At 57.4% G+C, this 18,469-nt stretch carries 15 protein-coding genes and 1 tRNA gene; 4 read left to right on the top strand and 12 right to left on the bottom strand.

The genetic code is table 11. The annotated features are described in order from the left end of the window. Window positions 1–233: 233 nt before the first annotated feature. A complete protein-coding gene (gene gltX / locus HMPREF2924_RS07785) occupies window positions 234–1,718 on the bottom strand; it encodes a glutamate--tRNA ligase (RefSeq protein WP_003130541.1) in 1,485 nt (494 codons plus the stop codon). Between the two features lie 37 nt (window positions 1,719–1,755). Continuing rightward, entirely contained in the window at window positions 1,756–2,676 is a 921-nt protein-coding gene (locus HMPREF2924_RS07780; protein ID WP_003091419.1) for a LysR family transcriptional regulator, read from the bottom strand. Window positions 2,677–2,778: 102 nt separating this feature from the next. Here HMPREF2924_RS07780 and HMPREF2924_RS07775 point away from each other — a divergent pair, with 102 nt between their 5' ends. Both HMPREF2924_RS07775 and HMPREF2924_RS07770 read left to right on the top strand, forming a co-directional pair. Next, window positions 2,779–3,813: an HlyD family secretion protein gene (locus tag HMPREF2924_RS07775; protein WP_003091421.1), complete on the top strand. Its 1,035-nt coding sequence runs from the start codon at window positions 2,779–2,781 to the stop codon at window positions 3,811–3,813. A 49-nt stretch (window positions 3,814–3,862) separates the two neighbouring features. Next, window positions 3,863–5,362 (top strand): MDR family MFS transporter, encoded by a 1,500-nt coding sequence (locus tag HMPREF2924_RS07770; RefSeq protein WP_003130539.1) that lies wholly within the window; start codon window positions 3,863–3,865, stop codon window positions 5,360–5,362. Window positions 5,363–5,365: 3 nt separating this feature from the next. Here HMPREF2924_RS07770 and uvrB read toward each other — a convergent pair whose 3' ends face one another. Then, window positions 5,366–7,378 (bottom strand): excinuclease ABC subunit UvrB, encoded by a 2,013-nt coding sequence (gene uvrB / locus HMPREF2924_RS07765; protein WP_003104590.1) that lies wholly within the window; start codon window positions 7,376–7,378, stop codon window positions 5,366–5,368. A 187-nt stretch (window positions 7,379–7,565) separates the two neighbouring features. On the opposite strand from uvrB, the gene HMPREF2924_RS07760 reads away from it, so the two are divergent. Next, complete coding sequence (locus HMPREF2924_RS07760; protein ID WP_003130537.1) at window positions 7,566–8,762, top strand: amino acid aminotransferase; 1,197 nt, start codon at window positions 7,566–7,568, stop codon at window positions 8,760–8,762. 68 nt (window positions 8,763–8,830) lie between these two features. After that, window positions 8,831–8,906, top strand: a tRNA-Asn gene (locus HMPREF2924_RS07755). A gap of 72 nt (window positions 8,907–8,978) precedes the next feature. Here the strand turns inward: HMPREF2924_RS07755 and HMPREF2924_RS07750 are convergent. The 9 genes from HMPREF2924_RS07750 to HMPREF2924_RS36165 form a co-directional block, all read right to left on the bottom strand. Next, window positions 8,979–9,308 carry a ComEA family DNA-binding protein gene (locus HMPREF2924_RS07750; RefSeq protein WP_003130535.1) on the bottom strand — a complete coding sequence of 110 codons (330 nt, stop codon included), beginning with the start codon at window positions 9,306–9,308 and terminating at the stop codon, window positions 8,979–8,981. A 190-nt stretch (window positions 9,309–9,498) separates the two neighbouring features. Continuing rightward, window positions 9,499–11,496 (bottom strand): polysaccharide biosynthesis protein, encoded by a 1,998-nt coding sequence (locus HMPREF2924_RS07745; protein ID WP_021265047.1) that lies wholly within the window; start codon window positions 11,494–11,496, stop codon window positions 9,499–9,501. Between the two features lie 12 nt (window positions 11,497–11,508). Next, a complete protein-coding gene (locus HMPREF2924_RS07740) occupies window positions 11,509–12,534 on the bottom strand; it encodes an MraY family glycosyltransferase (protein ID WP_023093916.1) in 1,026 nt (341 codons plus the stop codon). 100 nt (window positions 12,535–12,634) lie between these two features. Continuing rightward, a complete protein-coding gene (locus HMPREF2924_RS07735) occupies window positions 12,635–13,576 on the bottom strand; it encodes an NAD-dependent epimerase/dehydratase family protein (protein WP_099319968.1) in 942 nt (313 codons plus the stop codon). Further along, complete coding sequence (locus HMPREF2924_RS34100) at window positions 13,576–14,778, bottom strand: glycosyltransferase family 4 protein (RefSeq protein WP_023093914.1); 1,203 nt, start codon at window positions 14,776–14,778, stop codon at window positions 13,576–13,578. The genes HMPREF2924_RS07735 and HMPREF2924_RS34100 overlap by 1 nt, the downstream gene beginning before the upstream one ends. Before the next feature lie 17 nt (window positions 14,779–14,795). Next, on the bottom strand, window positions 14,796–15,926 hold the full coding sequence (gene wecB, locus HMPREF2924_RS07730; protein WP_023094582.1) for a non-hydrolyzing UDP-N-acetylglucosamine 2-epimerase: 1,131 nt from the start codon (window positions 15,924–15,926) through the stop codon (window positions 14,796–14,798). A 17-nt stretch (window positions 15,927–15,943) separates the two neighbouring features. Next, a complete protein-coding gene (locus tag HMPREF2924_RS34095) occupies window positions 15,944–17,062 on the bottom strand; it encodes a UDP-2-acetamido-2,6-beta-L-arabino-hexul-4-ose reductase (protein ID WP_003091436.1) in 1,119 nt (372 codons plus the stop codon). Between the two features lie 3 nt (window positions 17,063–17,065). Further along, window positions 17,066–18,100: a polysaccharide biosynthesis protein gene (locus HMPREF2924_RS34090; protein ID WP_023093913.1), complete on the bottom strand. Its 1,035-nt coding sequence runs from the start codon at window positions 18,098–18,100 to the stop codon at window positions 17,066–17,068. Further along, window positions 18,093–18,469, bottom strand: a 377-nt coding sequence (locus HMPREF2924_RS36165; protein ID WP_218189329.1) for a hypothetical protein, incomplete at its 5' end; no start/stop codon positions are given. The genes HMPREF2924_RS34090 and HMPREF2924_RS36165, both read right to left, overlap by 8 nt.

Here is an 18,469-nt window from a genome sequence, read left to right as displayed (position 1 = left end):
TGCAAGCGCTCTCCCAGCTGAGCTATAGCCCCAAAGTACCGCTGGATCGCTTCACTTCGTTGAGTTCGTCGTGAAGACGGGGCGCATACTAAGGGCGAGGCTTGAGGCTGTCAACATTATTTTTCATCGAAACCTAAAAAATTTTACCGGAAGAACAATCACTTACCTCCCCTCCCCAAAAAACGAGGCCCGCAACTGGGCGGGCCTCGTCATCGACTGTGGAAGAACGCCGGTCAGCCGGGAATGGCGTCGCGGATCTTCTCCCATTCCTTGGTTTCCTTTTTCGACGCCCCGCCCAGCAGCTCCAGGGCCTGGCGCAAGCGATAGCGCGACAGGTCGGCGCCAAGAATCTCCATGGCGTCCAGCACCGAAACCGAGCTGGCATGCCCGGTGATGGCCGGGAACATCAGCGGCATCACGTCGCGCAGCTTGAGCTGAAGGTGTTCGGCGACAGCCTGGATGCAGCCGGTGATGCGTTCCTTCTCCCACTGGCGCAGGGATTCGAGTTTCCACAGCACCAGTTGCAGGACCTGGCGGACCTGGGTCGGATCGAGCTTCTTGTGTTCGAACAGCGAAGCGTCCAGCGGCACCCCGCCGCTGAAGAAGAATCCGGCCAGCGGTGCGATCTGGCTGAAGTTCTCCACCCGTCCCTGCACGTGCGGAGCGATCTTCATCAGGTATTCGGGATTCAACGCCCACTTCTGCACCTCACGGGCGAACTCCTCCACGGACTGCTCGCGGATCCACTGCCCGTTCAGCCAGGAGAGCTTCTCCAGGTCGAAGATCGGTCCGCCCAGGGAGACGCGCGACAGGTCGAAATGCTCGATCATCTCGGCGAGGGTGAATTTCTCGCGCTCGTCCGGCATCGACCAGCCCATCCGCCCAAGGTAGTTGAGCAGCGCCTGCGGCAGGTAGCCCATGCGTTCGTAGAAGGTGATAGAGGTCGGGTTCTTGCGCTTGGACAGCTTGCTCTTGTCCGGGTTGCGCAGCAGCGGCATGTAGCACAGCTGCGGCTGCTCCCAGCCGAAATACTCGTAGAGCTTGATCAGCTTGGGCGCCGACGGCAGCCACTCTTCGCCGCGCAGGACGTGAGTGATGCCCATCAGGTGGTCGTCGACCACGTTGGCGAGGAAGTAGGTGGGCAGGCCGTCGGCCTTCATCAGCACCTGCATGTCCATGCGATCCCACGGAATCTCGACATCGCCGCGGAGCATGTCCGGCACCACGCAGACCCCCTCGGTCGGCACCTTCATGCGGGTGACGTGGGACTCGCCGGCGGCGAGGCGGCGCTGCACCTCATCCTTCGGCAGGTGCATGCAGTGGCCGTCGTAGCGCGGGGTTTCCTTGCGCGCCATCTGCTCGGCGCGAACCGCATCGAGGCGCTCGGGCGTGCAGAAGCAGGTGAAGGCATGGCCCTTCTCGACCAGTTCGTCCGAATACCTCTTGTAGATGTGCCCGCGCTCGCTCTGCCGGTACGGGCCATGCGGGCCGCCGACGTCCGGGCCCTCGTCCCATTCGATGCCGAGCCAGCGCAGGGCGTCGTAGATCTGCTGCTCGGACTCCCGCGTCGAACGCAGCTGGTCGGTGTCCTCGATGCGCAGGATGAACTGACCGCCGTGCTGACGCGCGAAGCACAGGTTGAACAGCGCGATGTATGCGGTACCGACGTGCGGGTCGCCCGTCGGCGACGGGGCGATGCGAGTACGAACAGTGGTCATGGAGACTCTCTTGCCAAGCGGAAGTTAAAACGGAAATTCAGGGGCGCGATGTTATCAGGCGGGCCGCCTCCGGCTCCAGTAAACGACCGGTGTCGGCCGGCAGGCGGCTGATCAGGAAATCGAGGAAGGCCTTGACCTTCATCGCCTGGAAACGCCGCGAAGGATAGACCGCATACAGTTCGCCGACCGGCAACGGCACGTCCGCCAGCAAACGCACCAGACGCCCGCTGTGCACGCTCTCCGCACAGATCAGCGCCGGTAGCGCGGCAATGCCGGCACCGGCGACCACCGCCTCGCGGGCGAAGGTGATGTTGTTGCAGGACAGCACCCGCTGGCAGGGCAGGCTGTCTCCAGAAAGCGGCCAGTAGCGCTGGGAGTCGGTGGACAGAAGGACCGCGCGATGCCCGGCAAGCTCGGCCACCGATGTCGGCGTGCCGTGCGCCGCCAGGTAGTCGGGGCTGGCGCAGAGCCAGCGGCTGGTAGAGAGCAGGCGACGGGCCACCAGGGTGGAATCCTCCGGCTGGCCGACCATGATCACGATGTCGACGCCCTCCTGCAGCGGATCGACGCTGCGCGAGGCCAGCTCGACCTCGGCGGTGATCTGCGGGTACTGGCGCATGAAGTCGCCCAGCAGGCTGGCGAGGAACATCTGGCCGAACTCTATCGGCGAGGTGATCCGCAGCAATCCCGACGGCGCCTGCTGCAGCTGCATGACCGCCTGCTCGGCCTCGGCGAAATCGTGCATGATCTGCCGGCAGCGCTCGTAGTAGGCCTGCCCTACTTCGGTCAGGCGCAACTTGCGGGTGGTGCGATTGAGCAGGCGCACGCCCAGGCGCTCCTCCAGCAGGGCGATGCGCCGGCTCACCGTGGACTTCTGCATGCCCAGGCTCTGCGCGGCCTGGGTGAAGCTGTGGTACTCCACCACGCGGGTGAAGATCAGCGCATCATCAAGCCCCATTATTGTTCCCTATAAGCAACAAAGAGTCCGAAGTGTAGCGCCTATAACGTCCGGCGGAACACTGCTAGATTGGCCGAATTTTGCCGACGGAACACTCCACCCATGCCCGCCCAACTCAAACGTCGCCTGACCGTCTTCCTGGTGGCCGTCGGCCTGATCGCCCTGGCCTTCTTCCTGCACTGGTGGTTCATCGGCCGCCACGTGGAAAGCACCGACAACGCCTACGTCCAGGGCGAGATCACGCGGGTGGCCAGCCAGTTGGGCGCGCGGGTCGAGGAAGTCCTGGTGCGCGACAACCAGCACGTGGACAAGGGGCAGCTACTGGTACGCCTGGAAGACGCCGACTTCAAGCTCGCCGTCGAGCGCGCCCAGGCCGCGCTGGCCACCCGCGAGGCGGAACTGGCCCAGGCGCGCAGCAAGCTGGTGCAGCAGGGCAGCCTGATCGCCGCCAGCGCCGCCGACGTCAACGCCAGCCAGGCAACCCTTGGCCGCGCACAGATCGACCTGAACCGCGCCGAAGCCCTGCGCAAGCCCGGCTACGTTTCCGAGGAACGGGTCACCACCCTCACCGCCGACAACCATGTGGCCCGCTCGCAACTGGCCAAGGCCCGCGCCGACCTCGAGGCACAACGCGTCCAGCGCGACACCCTGGGCGCCGAGATCAAGCGCCTGGAAGCGCAGATCGCCAGCGCCCGCACCGAACTGGCGCAAGCCGAAATCAACCTGTCACGCACCCTGATCCATTCGCCGATCAACGGCCTGGTCGGCCAGCGCAGCGCACGCAACGGCCAGTACGTGCAGGTTGGTACCCATTTGCTGTCGCTGGTGCCGGACGAAGACATCTGGGTCCAGGCCAACTTCAAGGAGACCCAGGTCGGCCGCATGCGCGACGGGCAGAAGGCGCGCCTGACCTTCGACGCCTTCCCCGACACGCCTATCGACGGCCGCATCGATAGCCTGTTCGCCGCTTCCGGCGCGCAGTTCAGCCTGCTGCCACCGGACAACGCCACCGGAAACTTCACCAAGGTGGTGCAACGCATCCCGGTGAAGATCGTGTTCGAGGCCGACAACCCGCTGCATGGCCGCATCCGCCCCGGCATGTCCGTCGAAGCCGAGGTCGAGCTCCGTGACCGCTGAGGCGCTGGCCCGGCCGCTTGGCGAACCGACCCGGCGCGACTGGATCGCGGTGCTCAGCGCCATGCTCGGCGCATTCATGGCGGTGCTCGACATCCAGATCACCAACTCCTCGCTGAAGGACATCCAGGGCGCGCTGGCGGCGACCCTCGAGGAAGGCTCGTGGATCTCCACCTCCTACCTGGTGGCGGAGATCATCATGATCCCGATGACCGCCTGGCTGGTGCAGCTGCTCTCGGCAAGGCGCCTGGCGGTGATGATCTCGGTGGGTTTCCTGGTGTCCTCGCTGCTCTGCTCGTTCGCCTGGAACCTGGAAAGCATGATCGTGTTCCGCGCCATGCAGGGTTTCACCGGCGGCGCGCTGATTCCGCTGGCGTTCACCCTGGCCCTGGTCAAGTTGCCGGAACACCACCGTCCGAAGGGCATGGCGCTGTTCGCCATCACCGCCACCTTCGCGCCCTCCATCGGACCGACCCTGGGAGGCTGGCTGACGGAAAACTTCGGCTGGGAATACATCTTCTATATCAACGTGCCGCCGGGCCTGTTGATGATCGCCGGGCTGCTCTACGGCCTGGAGAAAAAGGCGCCGCACTGGGAACTGCTGAAGAGTACCGACTACGCCGGCATCGTCACCCTCGGCATCGGCCTGGGCTGCCTGCAGGTCTTCCTCGAGGAAGGTCACCGCAAGGACTGGCTGGAGTCGCAACTGATCGTCAGCCTCGGCAGCGTCGCCCTGTTCAGCCTGGTCCTGTTCGTCATCCTGCAGCTGTCGCGGCCGAACCCGCTGATCGACCTGGGCATCCTGCGCAACCGCAACTTCGGCCTCGCGAGCATTTCCAGCATCGGTCTGGGCATGGGCCTGTACGGCTCGATCTACGTACTGCCGCTGTACCTAGCGCAAATCCAGGGCTACAACGCCATGCAGATCGGCGAGGTGATCATGTGGATGGGCATTCCCCAGCTGTTCCTGATCCCGCTGGTCCCGAAGTTGATGAAGCTGGTCTCGCCGCGCCTGCTCTGCGCCGCCGGCTTCGGCCTGTTCGGCCTTGCCAGCTTCTTCTCCGGAGTGCTCAACCCGGACTTCGCCGGACCGCAGTTCAACCAGATCCAGCTACTGCGCGCCCTCGGCCAGCCGATGATCATGGTGACCATTTCGCTGATCGCCACCGCCTACCTGCAGCCACAGGATGCCGGCTCGGCCTCGAGCCTGTTCAACATCCTGCGCAACCTCGGCGGCGCCATCGGCATCGCCCTGCTCGCGACCCTGCTCGACAGTCGCGCCAAGGTGTACTTCGACTATCTGCGCGAAGCCCTGGTGCCGACCAACCCGCAGGTCGACGAACGCCTCGCGCAACTCGCCGCGCAACTGGGCAGCCAGCAGGCGGCGCTGGGCAAACTCAGCGAGATCACCCACCAGCAGGCGATGATCATGGCCTACAACGATGCTTTCCATGTCATCGGCATGGTGCTCGCAGTGAGCATGCTCGCGGTGCTGCTGACCCGCTCGCTGCCGGCCGGCATCGGCGCCCGCGCCGACGCCGGGGCTCACTGAGGTTCAGACGTTGACCAGGCGCTCGCGCAGCGTCTGGATCTCGTCGCGCAGTTGCGCCGCCGCCTCGAACTCCAGGTCGCGGGCCAACTGGTACATCTTTTCCTCCAGTTGGCGGATGCGCTTGCTGATCTCGCTCGGCGAGCGCAGTTCGTTCTCGTAGCGCCCGCTCTCCTCCGCCACCTTGGCCACGCCCTTGCGCTTGCCGCGCGCGCCGGGCACCACGGCGCCTTCGAGAATGTCCTTGATGTCCTTGCGCACCCCCTTGGGCACGATGCCATGGGCTTCGTTGAAAGCGATCTGCTTGGCCCGACGCCGCTCGGTCTCGTCGATCGCACGCTGCATCGAGCCGGTGACGTTGTCGGCGTAGAGGATCGCCTTGCCGTGCAGGTTGCGCGCGGCACGACCGATGGTCTGGATCAGCGAGCGCTCCGAGCGCAGGAAGCCTTCCTTGTCCGCGTCGAGGATCGCCACCAGCGACACCTCGGGCATGTCCAGGCCTTCGCGCAGCAGGTTGATCCCCACCAGCACGTCGAACGCACCGGCGCGCAGGTCGCGGATGATCTCCACTCGCTCGACGGTATCGATGTCCGAGTGCAGGTAGCGCACCCGCACGTCGTGATCGCCGAGATAATCGGTGAGGTCCTCGGCCATGCGCTTGGTCAGGGTAGTCACCAGCACCCGCTCGTCCTTGGCCACACGCTGGCGGATCTGCGAGAGCAGGTCATCCACCTGGGTCATCGCCGGGCGTACCTCGATCTCCGGATCGACCAGCCCGGTGGGACGCACCACCTGCTCGATGACCCGCCCGGCATGTTCCGCCTCATAGGGGCCCGGGGTAGCGGAGACGAAGATGGTCTGCGGACTCACCGCCTCCCACTCTTCGAAGCGCAGCGGCCGGTTGTCCAGCGCCGAAGGCAGACGGAAACCGTATTCCACCAGGGTCTCCTTGCGCGAGCGGTCGCCCTTGAACATCGCGCCGACCTGCGGAACGCTGACGTGCGATTCGTCGATAACCAGCAGCGAGTTGGCCGGCAGGTAGTCATAGAGCGTCGGCGGCGGCTCGCCGGGGGCCCGCCCGGAAAGATAGCGCGAGTAGTTCTCGATGCCGTTGCAATAGCCCAGTTCGAGGATCATCTCCAGGTCGAAACGGGTGCGCTGCTCCAGGCGCTGCGCTTCCACCAGCTTGTTGTTGTTGCGCAGGTAGTCCAGGCGTTCCTTGAGTTCGGCCTTGATCTGGTCGACCGCCTCCAGCAGCGTCTCGCGCGGAGTCACGTAGTGGCTCTTGGGGTAGAAGGTGAAGCGCGGCAGCTTGCGGATCACCTCGCCGGTGAGCGGATCGAAGGCCGAGAGGCTTTCCACCTCGTCGTCGAACAACTCGACACGAATCGCCTCGAGATCGGATTCGGCCGGGAAGATGTCGATCACATCGCCACGCACACGGAAAGTCGCACGGGCGAAATCCATGTCGTTGCGGGTGTACTGCAGGCTGGTCAGTCGCCGCAGCAGTTCGCGCTGGTCGATGCGGTCGCCGCGGTCCAGGTGCAGGACCATCTTCAGGTAGGACGCGGGATCACCGAGGCCGTAGATGGACGACACGGTGGCGACGATGATCGCATCCGGACGCTCGAGCAGCGCCTTGGTCGCCGACAGGCGCATCTGCTCGATATGGTCGTTGATCGAGGAGTCCTTCTCGATATAGGTATCGGAAGACGGTACGTAGGCCTCCGGCTGGTAGTAGTCGTAGTAGGAAACGAAGTACTCCACGGAATTGTGCGGGAAGAACGTCTTGAACTCCCCGTAGAGCTGGGCCGCCAGGGTCTTGTTCGGCGCCAGGACCAGGGTCGGGCGCTGCACCTGGGCAATCACGTTGGCGATGCTGAAAGTCTTGCCAGAGCCCGTCACCCCCAGCAGGGTCTGGTGCGAAAGCCCCGCCTCCAGCCCCTCGACCATCTGCCGGATGGCTTCCGGCTGGTCGCCGGCGGGCTTGAAGCGCGAGTCGAGTTGGAACGTATCCATGAAAAACCTCGCAGGGAGCTGTGACGCCAAGGAAAATCCGGCGTCAGAAATAGCTGAAAGCATGCACCTAAATGTCGCCGCATGCATCAAGGGGTGTCTATAATAACCCCCCGTTTGCGCAACCCTTTGCGCCCCCGCATAACGGGTTGCGTTGCCCTCCTCTCTTCACACTCCGAGCAGCCGCAAAATGAGTCTGTTTTCTGCCGTCGAAATGGCACCGCGTGATCCCATCCTTGGCCTGAACGAAGCCTTCAACGCCGATACCCGTCCGGGCAAGATCAACCTGGGCGTGGGCGTGTACTACAACGAGGAGGGGCGCATTCCGCTGTTGCGTGCCGTGCAGGCTGCCGAGAAGGCCCGCATCGAGGCCCACGCGCCGCGCGGCTACCTGCCGATCGAAGGGATCGCCGCCTACGACCAGGGCGTACAGAAACTGCTGTTCGGTAACGAATCCGAGCTGCTGGCCGCCGGCCGCGTGGTCACGACCCAGGCCGTCGGCGGCACCGGCGCCCTCAAGCTCGGCGCCGACTTCCTCAAGCGCCTGCTGCCCGACGCCACCGTGGCCATCAGCGACCCGAGCTGGGAAAACCACCGCGCACTGTTCGAAGCCGCCGGCTTCCCGGTGCAGAACTACCGCTATTACGACGCCGCCAGCAATGGCGTGAACCGCGCCGGCCTGCTGGAAGACCTGAATGCCCTGCCGGCCCGCTCGATCGTGGTCCTGCACGCCTGCTGCCATAATCCGACCGGCGTCGATCTCGAGCTGGACGACTGGAAACAGGTGCTGGACGTGCTCAAGGCCAAGGGCCACGTGCCGTTCCTCGACATCGCCTACCAGGGCTTCGGCAACGGCATCGAGGAAGACGCCGCCGCGGTGCGCCTGTTCGCCCAGTCGGCCCTGAGCTTCTTCGTTTCCAGCTCGTTCTCCAAATCCTTCTCGCTCTATGGCGAACGCGTCGGCGCCCTCTCGATCGTGACCGAAAGCCGCGATGAATCGGCCCGCGTGCTGTCCCAGGTGAAGCGGGTGATCCGCACCAACTATTCGAACCCACCGACCCACGGCGCCAGCGTCGTCTCCTCCGTGCTCAACAGCCCGGAACTGCGGGCCCTCTGGGAGCAGGAACTGGGCGAGATGCGCGACCGCATCCGCGACATGCGCCTGGCGATGGTCGAGCAACTGGCAGCCCACGGCGCCAAGCGCGACTTCAGCTTCGTCGGTCGCCAGCGTGGCATGTTCTCCTATTCCGGCCTGACCGCCGACCAGGTCGAGCGCCTGAAGACCGAGTTCGGTATCTACGCCGTCAGCACCGGCCGTATCTGCGTCGCCGCGCTGAACAAATCGAACCTGGAGACCATCACCAAGGCCATCGTCCAGGTCCTGTAGGGAAAAAGGGGAAGTCATCGGGAGAGGCTTGACTTCCCCTTTTTAATCAGTAACATACGCCTCGCTGTTCCGCGATAGCTCAGTCGGTAGAGCAAATGACTGTTAATCATTGGGTCCCTGGTTCGAGTCCAGGTCGCGGAGCCAAATTCAAAGCCCTCGGCACATGCCGGGGGCTTTTTCGTTATCGGGACGAAAGTTCGCCCCTTCAGTCGCACCTCACTCGATGACGATCCGCGACCGGTTCTTCTCCAGCAACGCCGGGCCTACCCCTTTCACTTCCAGCAGTTGATCCACTGAGACGAACGGACCATGGGCCGCACGATACTCGAGGATCGCCCTGGCCTTGGCCTCGCCGACACCGTTGAGCCCCCGTATCAGGTCGGCCTCATCGACCGTATTGATATTGACCTGCTCCCCCGGCGACACGGTCGTCGCAGGTGTCGTTGCGGCCAGCGGATTCTTGGCGACGGCGACCGGTGCGGCGGAAGCCGAAAACGGAAGACAGGCGAACAGGATGAGAAGCAGAGCGGATTTGATTAGGTGCATGGGTGCACTCCTTCAGAGATGAATGACCACGTAGAGGGCTTCATGCCCATCCACGAAACCACCTTATCGCCGTGGAACGCACCTGGATCGACAGCCCCAGCAAAGCAGTCGCTTCCTGGTCCGGCACCGGAAACATCGTACGGAGAAAACAAAAAAGGCCGCTAGGCGGCCTTTTCCGGAGAACGATGACTCAGGGTTCTCGCCGCCTCTGGCGATAGATCCAGTCGACGATTTCACCGTCAGGCGCATAGCCGCTGACGGTTTCCCGCAGCAACTGGCGAACCCGCGAGTAGTCGTCCTTCTCCACGGCGGCCAGCAACTGCTCCAGCACGACCTTGAAGGCCTCCCAGCTCAGGTGTTCCTCGTTGGCCCGCATGATCATCGGATGGTCGGTGGGATTCACGTTGTCACCGATCAGCAGCTCTTCGTAGAGCTTCTCGCCAGGACGCAGGCCACTGAACTCGATGGCGATGTCACCATGGGGCGAACGCTCGGAACGCACGCTCAGGCCGGACAGGTGGATCATCTTCTCGGCGAGCTCCAAGATCTTCACCGGCGGCCCCATGTCCAGCACGAATACATCTCCGCCCTGCCCCATCGAACCGGCCTGGATGACCAACTGCGCCGCCTCGGGAATGGTCATGAAGTAACGGGTGATGCTCGGGTGGGTGACCGTCACCGGGCCGCCGCGCTTGATCTGCTCGCGGAACAGCGGAATGACCGAGCCGGACGAACCGAGGACGTTGCCGAAGCGGACCATGGTGAAACGGGTCTTGTTGACGTGATGCACGTCCTTCCGGTCACCGAACAGCACCGGCGCCGATTCGTTGCTGAGCGCCTGAAGGACCATCTCCGCCAGGCGCTTGGTGCTGCCCATCACGTTGGTCGGCCGCACCGCCTTGTCGGTGGAAATCAGCACGAAGTTCTGCACGCCGACCTGCACCGCGGCCTGCACCGCATGCAAGGTGCCTATCACGTTGTTGAGAACGCCTTCGGCGATGTTGTGCTCGACGATCGGCACATGCTTGTAGGCCGCCGCATGGTAGACGGTATTGACCTTCCAGGTACGCATCACGTCCACCAGGCGCTCGGGATTGCGCACCGAACCGAGGATCGGCAACAGGTTCACCGAAAGCGACTCGCGCTTGATCCGACGCTCCAGTTCCTGATGGATGCTATAGAGGTTGTATTCGCTGTGCTCGAACAGGATCAGCACGCTAGGCGAACAACTCATGATCTGCCGACAGAGTTCCGAACCGATAGAGCCGCCCGCCCCGGTCACCATCACCACCTGACCGCGGATGCACCGTTCCAGCAGCTCCTTGCGCGGTGCGACGCTGTCGCGCCCCAGCAGGTCAGCGATGTCCACCTCCTGCAGGTCATCCACCTTGACCCGGCCGCTGGCCAGGTCCATGAAGCCGGGCATGCTGCGCACGTGCAGCGGGAACGGCTCCAGGGACTCGAGAATCTCTCGGCGCCGGGCCCGAGTGGCGGAAGGAATCGCCAGGAGAACCTCCTGCGCGCCCGTCTCGTCGATCATCTGGCGGATATGCTTGGCGGTATAGACCCGCAGACCGGCAATGACCCGGTTGGCGATCTGCTTGTCGTCATCGATGAACGCCACCGGACGCATCGCCCGACCGAGACGCAACGCCGCAACCAACTGGTTGCCGGCCGCCCCCGCGCCATAGATAGCCACCCTGGGCAGGCCATCCTGGCGGTTGAGAAATGGTACCGACTGCACAGCAGAGTACCAGTCGCCCATGAAATACTGGCGCATGGCCAGACGCAAGCCGCCGATCAGCAGCATGCTCAACCACCAGTAGTTGAACACCAGGGAACGCGGCACCGGCGCCGGCGCGCCACGATACCAGTACACCACCAGCGACAGCACCAGAGCCGAGATGGTCACCGCCTTGGCGATGGCGATCAATGCGTCGTTACCGAGATAGCGCATCACCGCGCGATACATGCCGAAGCGAATGAATAGTGGAATGGCGATGACCGGCGCAGTGATGAAAAGCCATGCATGCTCGCCGAACACGTCGATCATATCGTCTGTGCCTAGACGGACCACAAAAGCGAGCCACAGAGACAGCCATACCAGAAGGATATCCGTAGCCACTTGAAGCAAACGTTTCCAGCGACGAGGCATGGATAACAACTTTACTCTTAAACGATCTAGCATTCCCCTACTCCTTTAGGCCTGAGCGGACGACTCTAGCTTACCCGCCTTGAACCTCACTGCCAGAAAAACGAGAGGGACGTAGGCTATGACGATGCCCATCAAAGGCTCTAGAGACCCACTCCCGACCAACAAGGCTATAGGGAGGAGCCAGATGACGTTCAATGCCGTGACGCCAATCGTAACAGGAGCATGCTTTCCATAGTATCGGCTTGCGTATTGATAGGCATGGCTTCGATGAGCCTCATACACCTTGTCCCCTCTCAGCAAGCGACGAATCAGGGTATAGGTCGCATCGACGATGAAAACGCCTAACAGGACCAACCATGCCCAGAAAAAATTCGTATTCATCCACATGGCATGAATGGAAAGAATTCCTAAAACAATCCCCAGAAAACCACTACCCGCATCTCCCATGAAAATTTTTGCGGGTGGAAAATTCCAGAACAAGAATCCAAAAACGGCAAAAGCTAGCGATAAGGGGAGCAAAGCCTGCGTCAGTTGGCCATTCAGCCAGTATAATAATGCCCCACCAACACAGACAAAAATGGCCTGAAGGCTAGCAAGTCCATCGATCCCATCCATGAAGTTATAGAGATTCAGCAACCACACGAGATAGAAAGCAAAGAGAAGTCCTCCGAACCACCCCAGGTCCCAACTGACACCAACAATCTGAAATGGTGGTATGCCATTCAAAAAGTACAATGAGACCAAGGCTGCACTAAAATGTCCCAGCAGACGCCAGCGTGCGGCGATATGACCGTGATCATCCATGAATCCAATAATGGCAACCCCGCCGCCAGCGAGAAGTAAAGCCCAGGACACGGCCCATGAGATATTTCCCAGTACAGCCCAAATAGGCAGCATGAGACAAAAAGTAACTACAATGGCGACCCCTCCTCCGCGTGGAGTGGGAACGACATGGGAACTTCGAGAGTTAGGGGTGTCAAGTAAGCTCCTCGCTAAGGCATAACGACGCAAGAGGCCTGTAAGCAGTCCCGAAACCCCAGCTGCAGCGAGTAACAAATACCATTCTTCCATTTATAAATTTATCCCCAAAAATACTCTCACCCCTTCAACAGGGTTCTATTCGATTGTTCTGCGTGGTACGCCATGCTAGTAGCAAAGCGCCTGCAGATAATCATTCAGTACGTTTGACATATATTCTACCAACATCTTCCAACGCGGAAAGGGTGCTCTTGCGGGGTTCCCAACCAAGCAAAAGCCTGCCTTTCGACGAGTCGACCTCTAGTGAGCAGCATAACTGAGTGTATAACCCACCCTTTCCTACTAATTTAAGAAACCTCAGAATAAACCTAGGAACAGGCCACATGATGGGGCGACGCCCCATTCCCGCAGCAAGCGCAGTCACCAGTTGCTTGGTAGAAATCTCCTGACCATCGGATACCAAAAACAGTTCGCCGGCAGCAGAAGGGTGCGTCATACAGCAAGCTAGAAAGTCAACTAAATTATCCAGAGAAACAAAACTTCGTCGGTTATCTATGCAACCAAATGGAAGAGGAAGTCCCGAAGCAACCAGCTTCAACAATCGCGAGAAATTTCCAGGAGCATTCCAGTCGTAAACGAGTGGAGGCCTGACGATAACAAGTTCTGTTGAGGACTGCTTGAAAAGCTCCCGAAGCGCTACTTCAGCCTCAAACTTTGAAATCGCATATTCTGCATGAGGAGCCGGCTTGGAGTTCTCATCGAAGGGCTTTTCTTTGGTTAAAGCGCCATTTACACCAATAGAACTAACAAAAATGAAACGCTTTACAGATGCTTCGATCGCCTGCCGAGCAAGCGCCAGAGTAGCATCGCGATTCACCTTCCGAAAAATATCTAGTGAATCACGCTGCCTTCCAAAGATATGGGCTCGTCCAGCTAGATGAACTACACATTCAACACCCCGCAGCGCAGCATCAAGCTTAGTGCTCTCTTTCAGCTCCGCTCGAACATACTCAACCCCCGTAACAGGATTGCACAGGGATCGTACTTGTCCGACAACCTGAAAGGGGCCGGCAGCAAGCGACCTGCAAAGCGCACTCCCGACAAAACCGCTAGCCCCGGTTACCAGCACCTTCATCATATTTTCGACTCAGACAGAAGCGGTCGAACACAGGCAGCGAATTTTTCCAATGAAATATATTCAGAATAATTTTGCTGAAGGACACTCCGCGGGACTCCGCCTAAACTAGACAAGTCGAGTTCACAAATCTCATCGATCAATCTTGCCAAAGCAACCGGATCATTCGGCGGACAGTTCCAACCGATTCCGGTCTCATCTATTATACGGGAGATTTCAGCCCCTTTTTCCATGACAGCTAGAATCGGTTTGTCTGCTGCCATGGAGAAATATGCCTTGCTGGGAACCCCAAGCCCGAACATTCCTTCTTCTAAGGTAACTAAGGCAACGTCACAGGCAGCCAAACCAAAATTCTTTTCGGCTAATGGCAGCCTTCCAAAATACCTCAACCGAGCACACTGATCTTCCAGCGCGTGTTTTTTTACACTGTCGACCAAGGCACCATCTCCAATAAAAGCAAAAGCCGCCTTCTCGTTTTTAACCAACTGAATAGCAGAAAGTATGTTTTCTATACCTTGTAATCGACCGACATTACCAAAAAATTGGAAAACCCTTTTACCTTTCCATTCAGGAATATTGATAAAAGGAGCATCCTCTCTCGGTACTGGGAAAACCTCTTTCTCACAGGCCCAATTCGAAATAAAGACCAAAGATCGCGGGTCATTCACCTTCTCTTTCATAAGAGCTTCCATATCGCGCCCTATTACGACTAGACGATCAGCGGATGAGTAAATGAAAGAAAAGAGACGACGTAGAAGCCGGTAGGCAATACTATCTTTCTTCAGAACGCCCGCCGGCACCAAGTTCTCGGGAAACACATCATGCACCAGCAGCACCCACTTGAAACCGAGGGCATACCTTAGCAAGGGAAACGTCATCAGTAGAAGAGCAGGGTTGGTTCCACTCAATACCACATCTCCTCGTCTGGCACGAGAAGTCAATTTTACTGAGAACAGAAACGCCTGAAAAATCTGCGCTAATCCTCTAGAAAGGAGCCTATTCTTATTGCTCCTCGGAAACTTAAAGCATTCTTGCTCAACGGAAGGTGAAACCACAGGCGGGGTTTCACCTGCGGTCAGCGGGAAAATTACGGTTAGCCCACCAAACTCCCGCTGCATCTTTCCTATTATCTTCTCCCAATAGTATCCCGTGGAGTTCTGATTGGCACCGACATACTCAGAAACCACAAATATCCTTGCCATCAACTCCACGCCTCAAGTTAATATTTTTTCCAGACAGTTCGCATGACATAGTCCCGATAGCTATGAACTATGCGAACAATCTTTTCAGAAACGTTGGGCATGCTATAGTCAGCGACCAAGCGTAACATGCGCTCTGCGTCGCGCCTCTGTCCCTCCAACACCTCGAGTGCTTGTAGTACTCGATCCGAATCCAGTCCGACCATCATCACCACAGCCTCTTCCATGCCTTCTGGGCGTTCATGAGCCTCACGAATATTCAAAGCGGGAAAATTCAGTATTGAAGACTCCTCACTGATGGTCCCACTGTCAGAAATAACTGCCTTGGCTGTAATTTGCAGTTTATTGTAATCCTTAAAGCCGAGGGGTTTCAGCAGTTTAATACCCTCGTGAAACTTTGCCCCCGTCGCCTCAATTCTCTTTTTTGTTCTAGGGTGAGTTGATACGATGACGGGCAGCGAGTACTTTTCTGCCACAGCGTTGAGCATAGAAACCAACTTCAAGAAATTCTTATCCGAATCTATGTTTTCCTCTCGGTGCGCACTCACGACAAAGAACCGCTCTGTTTTCAACCCGAGCCTTTCAAGAATATCGGAGGACTCGATCCCGTCACGATAGTGCTCGAGAACTTCGAACATAGGGCTACCAGTCTTGATAACCATGTCTGGAGAAAGTCCTTCACGCAAGAGATAATCACGCGCAATTGTACTATAGGTCAAATTTACATCAGCTGTATGATCGACAATGCGCCGATTTATCTCTTCAGGCACACGCATATCGAAACAGCGATTGCCTGCTTCCATATGAAAGGTCGGTATCTTACGCCGTTTTGCAGGCAGTACCGCCATACAACTATTGGTATCACCCAGCACGAGCAGCGCATCGGGATCTATTTCGCCCAGAACACGATCGACTGCGATTATTACATTCCCTATCGTTTCAGCCCCGGAAGACCCGGCGGCGTTTAGAAAATAATCCGGCTTTCTTATACCGAGGTCCTGAAAAAATATTTCATTAAGTTCGTAATCATAATTCTGTCCAGTATGGACAAGTACATGATCGCAGTACTGATCAAGCTTCGCCATGACCCTAGACAAGCGAATAATCTCAGGACGAGTTCCAACAACCGTAACGACTTTTAGCTTCTGCATTGTTATCTCACTATACCTTACGCACCTTCGCCTACTGAACAAGCGTAGGTATCCGGATTTTCCCGATCAAATACTTCGTTAGCCCACAACATGACTACCATATCGTCAGTTCCGACATTAGTAATGTCATGAGTCCATCCAGGTACTGTTTCGACAATTTCTGCCTTTTCACCATTAGTGCAAATTTCGTAAAATGCCCCGGTCAGGATGTTTCTAAACTTGAAACGTGCCATCCCTTTGATAACCAGAAACTTTTCGGTTTTCGAGTGATGGTAATGCCCGCCCCTGGTAACACCTGGATGAGCCGTAAAAAACGAGAACTGGCCAGAGTCCGCGGTCTTCAGCATCTCGACGAATGTGCCACGCGGATCCGAATGCATTGGCACGTCGTAACTAAAACTATCTTCTGGCAAGAAACTTAGATAAGTCGAGTACAAGGCGCGCGTCAATCCCGAGCCAACCCTTGCGGTAGTCAGTGACTTTCGACTATTACGAAACTCATACAATTGTTCTGCGAGCTCACCAACAGAAATCTGATACTGGGGCTCGACCTGTAGTGAAACTGCATTGGATAGCTTCCCATCCATGACTTTCATGAAGGTGCGAACCACATCATCTATGTATACAAGAGTGATCTCTGCCGAGGAATTGTTAATTTGAATCGGAATATCTCGAATAATATTATGACAAAAAGTCGCAACCGCTGAATTATAATTCGGACGCGACCATTTACCGAATACATTAGGAAGGCGAAATATGTAGACAGGACAACCAATATCCTCACCTAGCACTTGGAGATGCTCTTCTGCGGCTCGCTTGCTTAAACCGTACTCATTATCCACCTCAGCCTGAATGGATGAAGTATAAAGAAGTGGTATGGCTCGTCCATTGGACCTTACCGCCTCACACAGAGCATACGTGAGTTCGGAATTCCCGATCTTAAACTCTTCTGGTTTTTCCGGACGATTGACCCCGGCAAGATGAAAAATAAAATCGACGGAACGAATTAGCTCAGGCAAATTACCAACACTACTCTCGCGGGTGAATGGCACCACCTCGATACCACCCCGCTCTGCAAGATGAGCGCACAGATTCCTTCCAACAAATCCATTCGCGCCAGTTACAAGAACTTTCATCGTTTATTCCTCTGGACTGGCACTCTCGCCACGCTGAATAGCACGAATGAAATCCAACTTCAGCAACAGCTTTTTCATTCCTTCGATATCCAGACGTTTGGTATTATGAGAATTATAGTCCTCTGTATGAGTAATTTTTTCCTCGCCTTGCTCCACAAACTTACTATAGTTCAGATCACGCAAATCTGGGGGGATACGATAATAGTCACCCATGTCTTCAGCACAGGCCATTTCCTCTCGACTAAGAAGCGCCTCATAAAGCTTCTCTCCATGACGCGTACCTATTACATTGATAGGATAACCATTCTTGCCAAGCAATTGAGTAAGCGCATGAGCCAGCACCTCGATGGTTGCAGCCGGTGCTTTCTGTACAAAAAGATCTCCATTGGTACCATGCTCGAAAGCATAAAGCACAAGGTCTACGGCATCCGTAAGCGTCATCATGAAACGTGTCATGTTTGGATCAGTGATTGTGAGAGGCTGGCCTGATCGCATTTGCTCGATAAAGAGAGGAATGACCGAGCCCCTTGAAGCCATGACGTTACCATAACGGGTGCCACAAATTACGGTAGGAGTGCGTTCCAGGTTTCGAGACTTGGCGACCATGACCTTTTCCATCATGGCCTTTGAAATACCCATGGCATTGATTGGGTAAACTGCCTTATCCGTACTCAGACAAACGACTTTTTTGACGCCATTCTGGATAGCAGATTCGAGGACATTTTCCGTTCCGATGACATTGGTCTTCACAGCCTCCATCGGGTAGAACTCACAAGAGGGAACCTGTTTCAATGCAGCCGCATGGAAAATGTAGTCCACACCGCGAGTAGCATTCAGAGTGCTTTGATAGTCGCGGACATCTCCAATATAAAACCTCAACTTGGGGTGAGCATAGCACTTACGCATATCATCTTGCTTCTTCTCATCCCGACTGAATACACGTATTTCACCAATATCTGTATCCAGAAAACGCTTCAAAACGGCATTTCCAAAGGAACCAGTTCCACCGGTAATTAACAGAACAGAGTTCTTATCCATACACCACCTCTTTACTAATGTGTTCAACGTCCCTTTTCCGCCTCAAAATATAAAGAAAGCGAAAAACAACGAGCCAGAACAATGCAGCCCCTACCGGATGGAAAAGCCCACCGCCGCTAAAGACATAATTAACGAACCAGATTATAAATGCAGAGCATAAGAAGCCTAACTCTGTACAAGCTGTTTTTCTTCGCCGGAAGACAAGCAAAAATACAGAGTAGACAAAAAGCAACAATAGCAAAAGAACAGCCAAGCCACCAAAAATGAAACCATAGATGCAAAGCAGCTCGACAATACCATTGTGCGCCATTGGATATTGCGCATACCCTAGAACCCCCCCAGGGCAATCGCATGAACGCCTGCCGATTT

Origin of the sequence: Pseudomonas sp. HMSC063H08 (genome assembly GCF_001813645.1) — a bacterium.
Taxonomy (GTDB): domain Bacteria; phylum Pseudomonadota; class Gammaproteobacteria; order Pseudomonadales; family Pseudomonadaceae; genus Pseudomonas; species Pseudomonas aeruginosa.
This window is presented reverse-complemented; position numbering and strand designations above follow the sequence as displayed.

Excerpts from the sequence above, each read along its gene's own strand:
- gltX (WP_003130541.1), bottom strand. The coding sequence starts at position 1,718 with ATGACCACTGTTCGTACTCGCATCGCCCCGTCGCCGACGGGCGACCCG.
- HMPREF2924_RS07780 (WP_003091419.1), bottom strand. The coding sequence starts at position 2,676 with ATGGGGCTTGATGATGCGCTGATCTTCACCCGCGTGGTGGAGTACCAC.
- HMPREF2924_RS07775 (WP_003091421.1), top strand. The coding sequence starts at position 2,779 with ATGCCCGCCCAACTCAAACGTCGCCTGACCGTCTTCCTGGTGGCCGTC.
- uvrB (WP_003104590.1), bottom strand. The coding sequence starts at position 7,378 with ATGGATACGTTCCAACTCGACTCGCGCTTCAAGCCCGCCGGCGACCAG.
- HMPREF2924_RS07760 (WP_003130537.1), top strand. The coding sequence starts at position 7,566 with ATGAGTCTGTTTTCTGCCGTCGAAATGGCACCGCGTGATCCCATCCTT.
- HMPREF2924_RS07750 (WP_003130535.1), bottom strand. The coding sequence starts at position 9,308 with ATGCACCTAATCAAATCCGCTCTGCTTCTCATCCTGTTCGCCTGTCTT.
- HMPREF2924_RS07745 (WP_021265047.1), bottom strand. The coding sequence starts at position 11,496 with ATGCTAGATCGTTTAAGAGTAAAGTTGTTATCCATGCCTCGTCGCTGG.
- HMPREF2924_RS07740 (WP_023093916.1), bottom strand. The coding sequence starts at position 12,534 with ATGGAAGAATGGTATTTGTTACTCGCTGCAGCTGGGGTTTCGGGACTG.
- HMPREF2924_RS07735 (WP_099319968.1), bottom strand. The coding sequence starts at position 13,576 with ATGAAGGTGCTGGTAACCGGGGCTAGCGGTTTTGTCGGGAGTGCGCTT.
- HMPREF2924_RS34100 (WP_023093914.1), bottom strand. The coding sequence starts at position 14,778 with ATGGCAAGGATATTTGTGGTTTCTGAGTATGTCGGTGCCAATCAGAAC.
- wecB (WP_023094582.1), bottom strand. The coding sequence starts at position 15,926 with ATGCAGAAGCTAAAAGTCGTTACGGTTGTTGGAACTCGTCCTGAGATT.
- HMPREF2924_RS34095 (WP_003091436.1), bottom strand. The coding sequence starts at position 17,062 with ATGAAAGTTCTTGTAACTGGCGCGAATGGATTTGTTGGAAGGAATCTG.
- HMPREF2924_RS34090 (WP_023093913.1), bottom strand. The coding sequence starts at position 18,100 with ATGGATAAGAACTCTGTTCTGTTAATTACCGGTGGAACTGGTTCCTTT.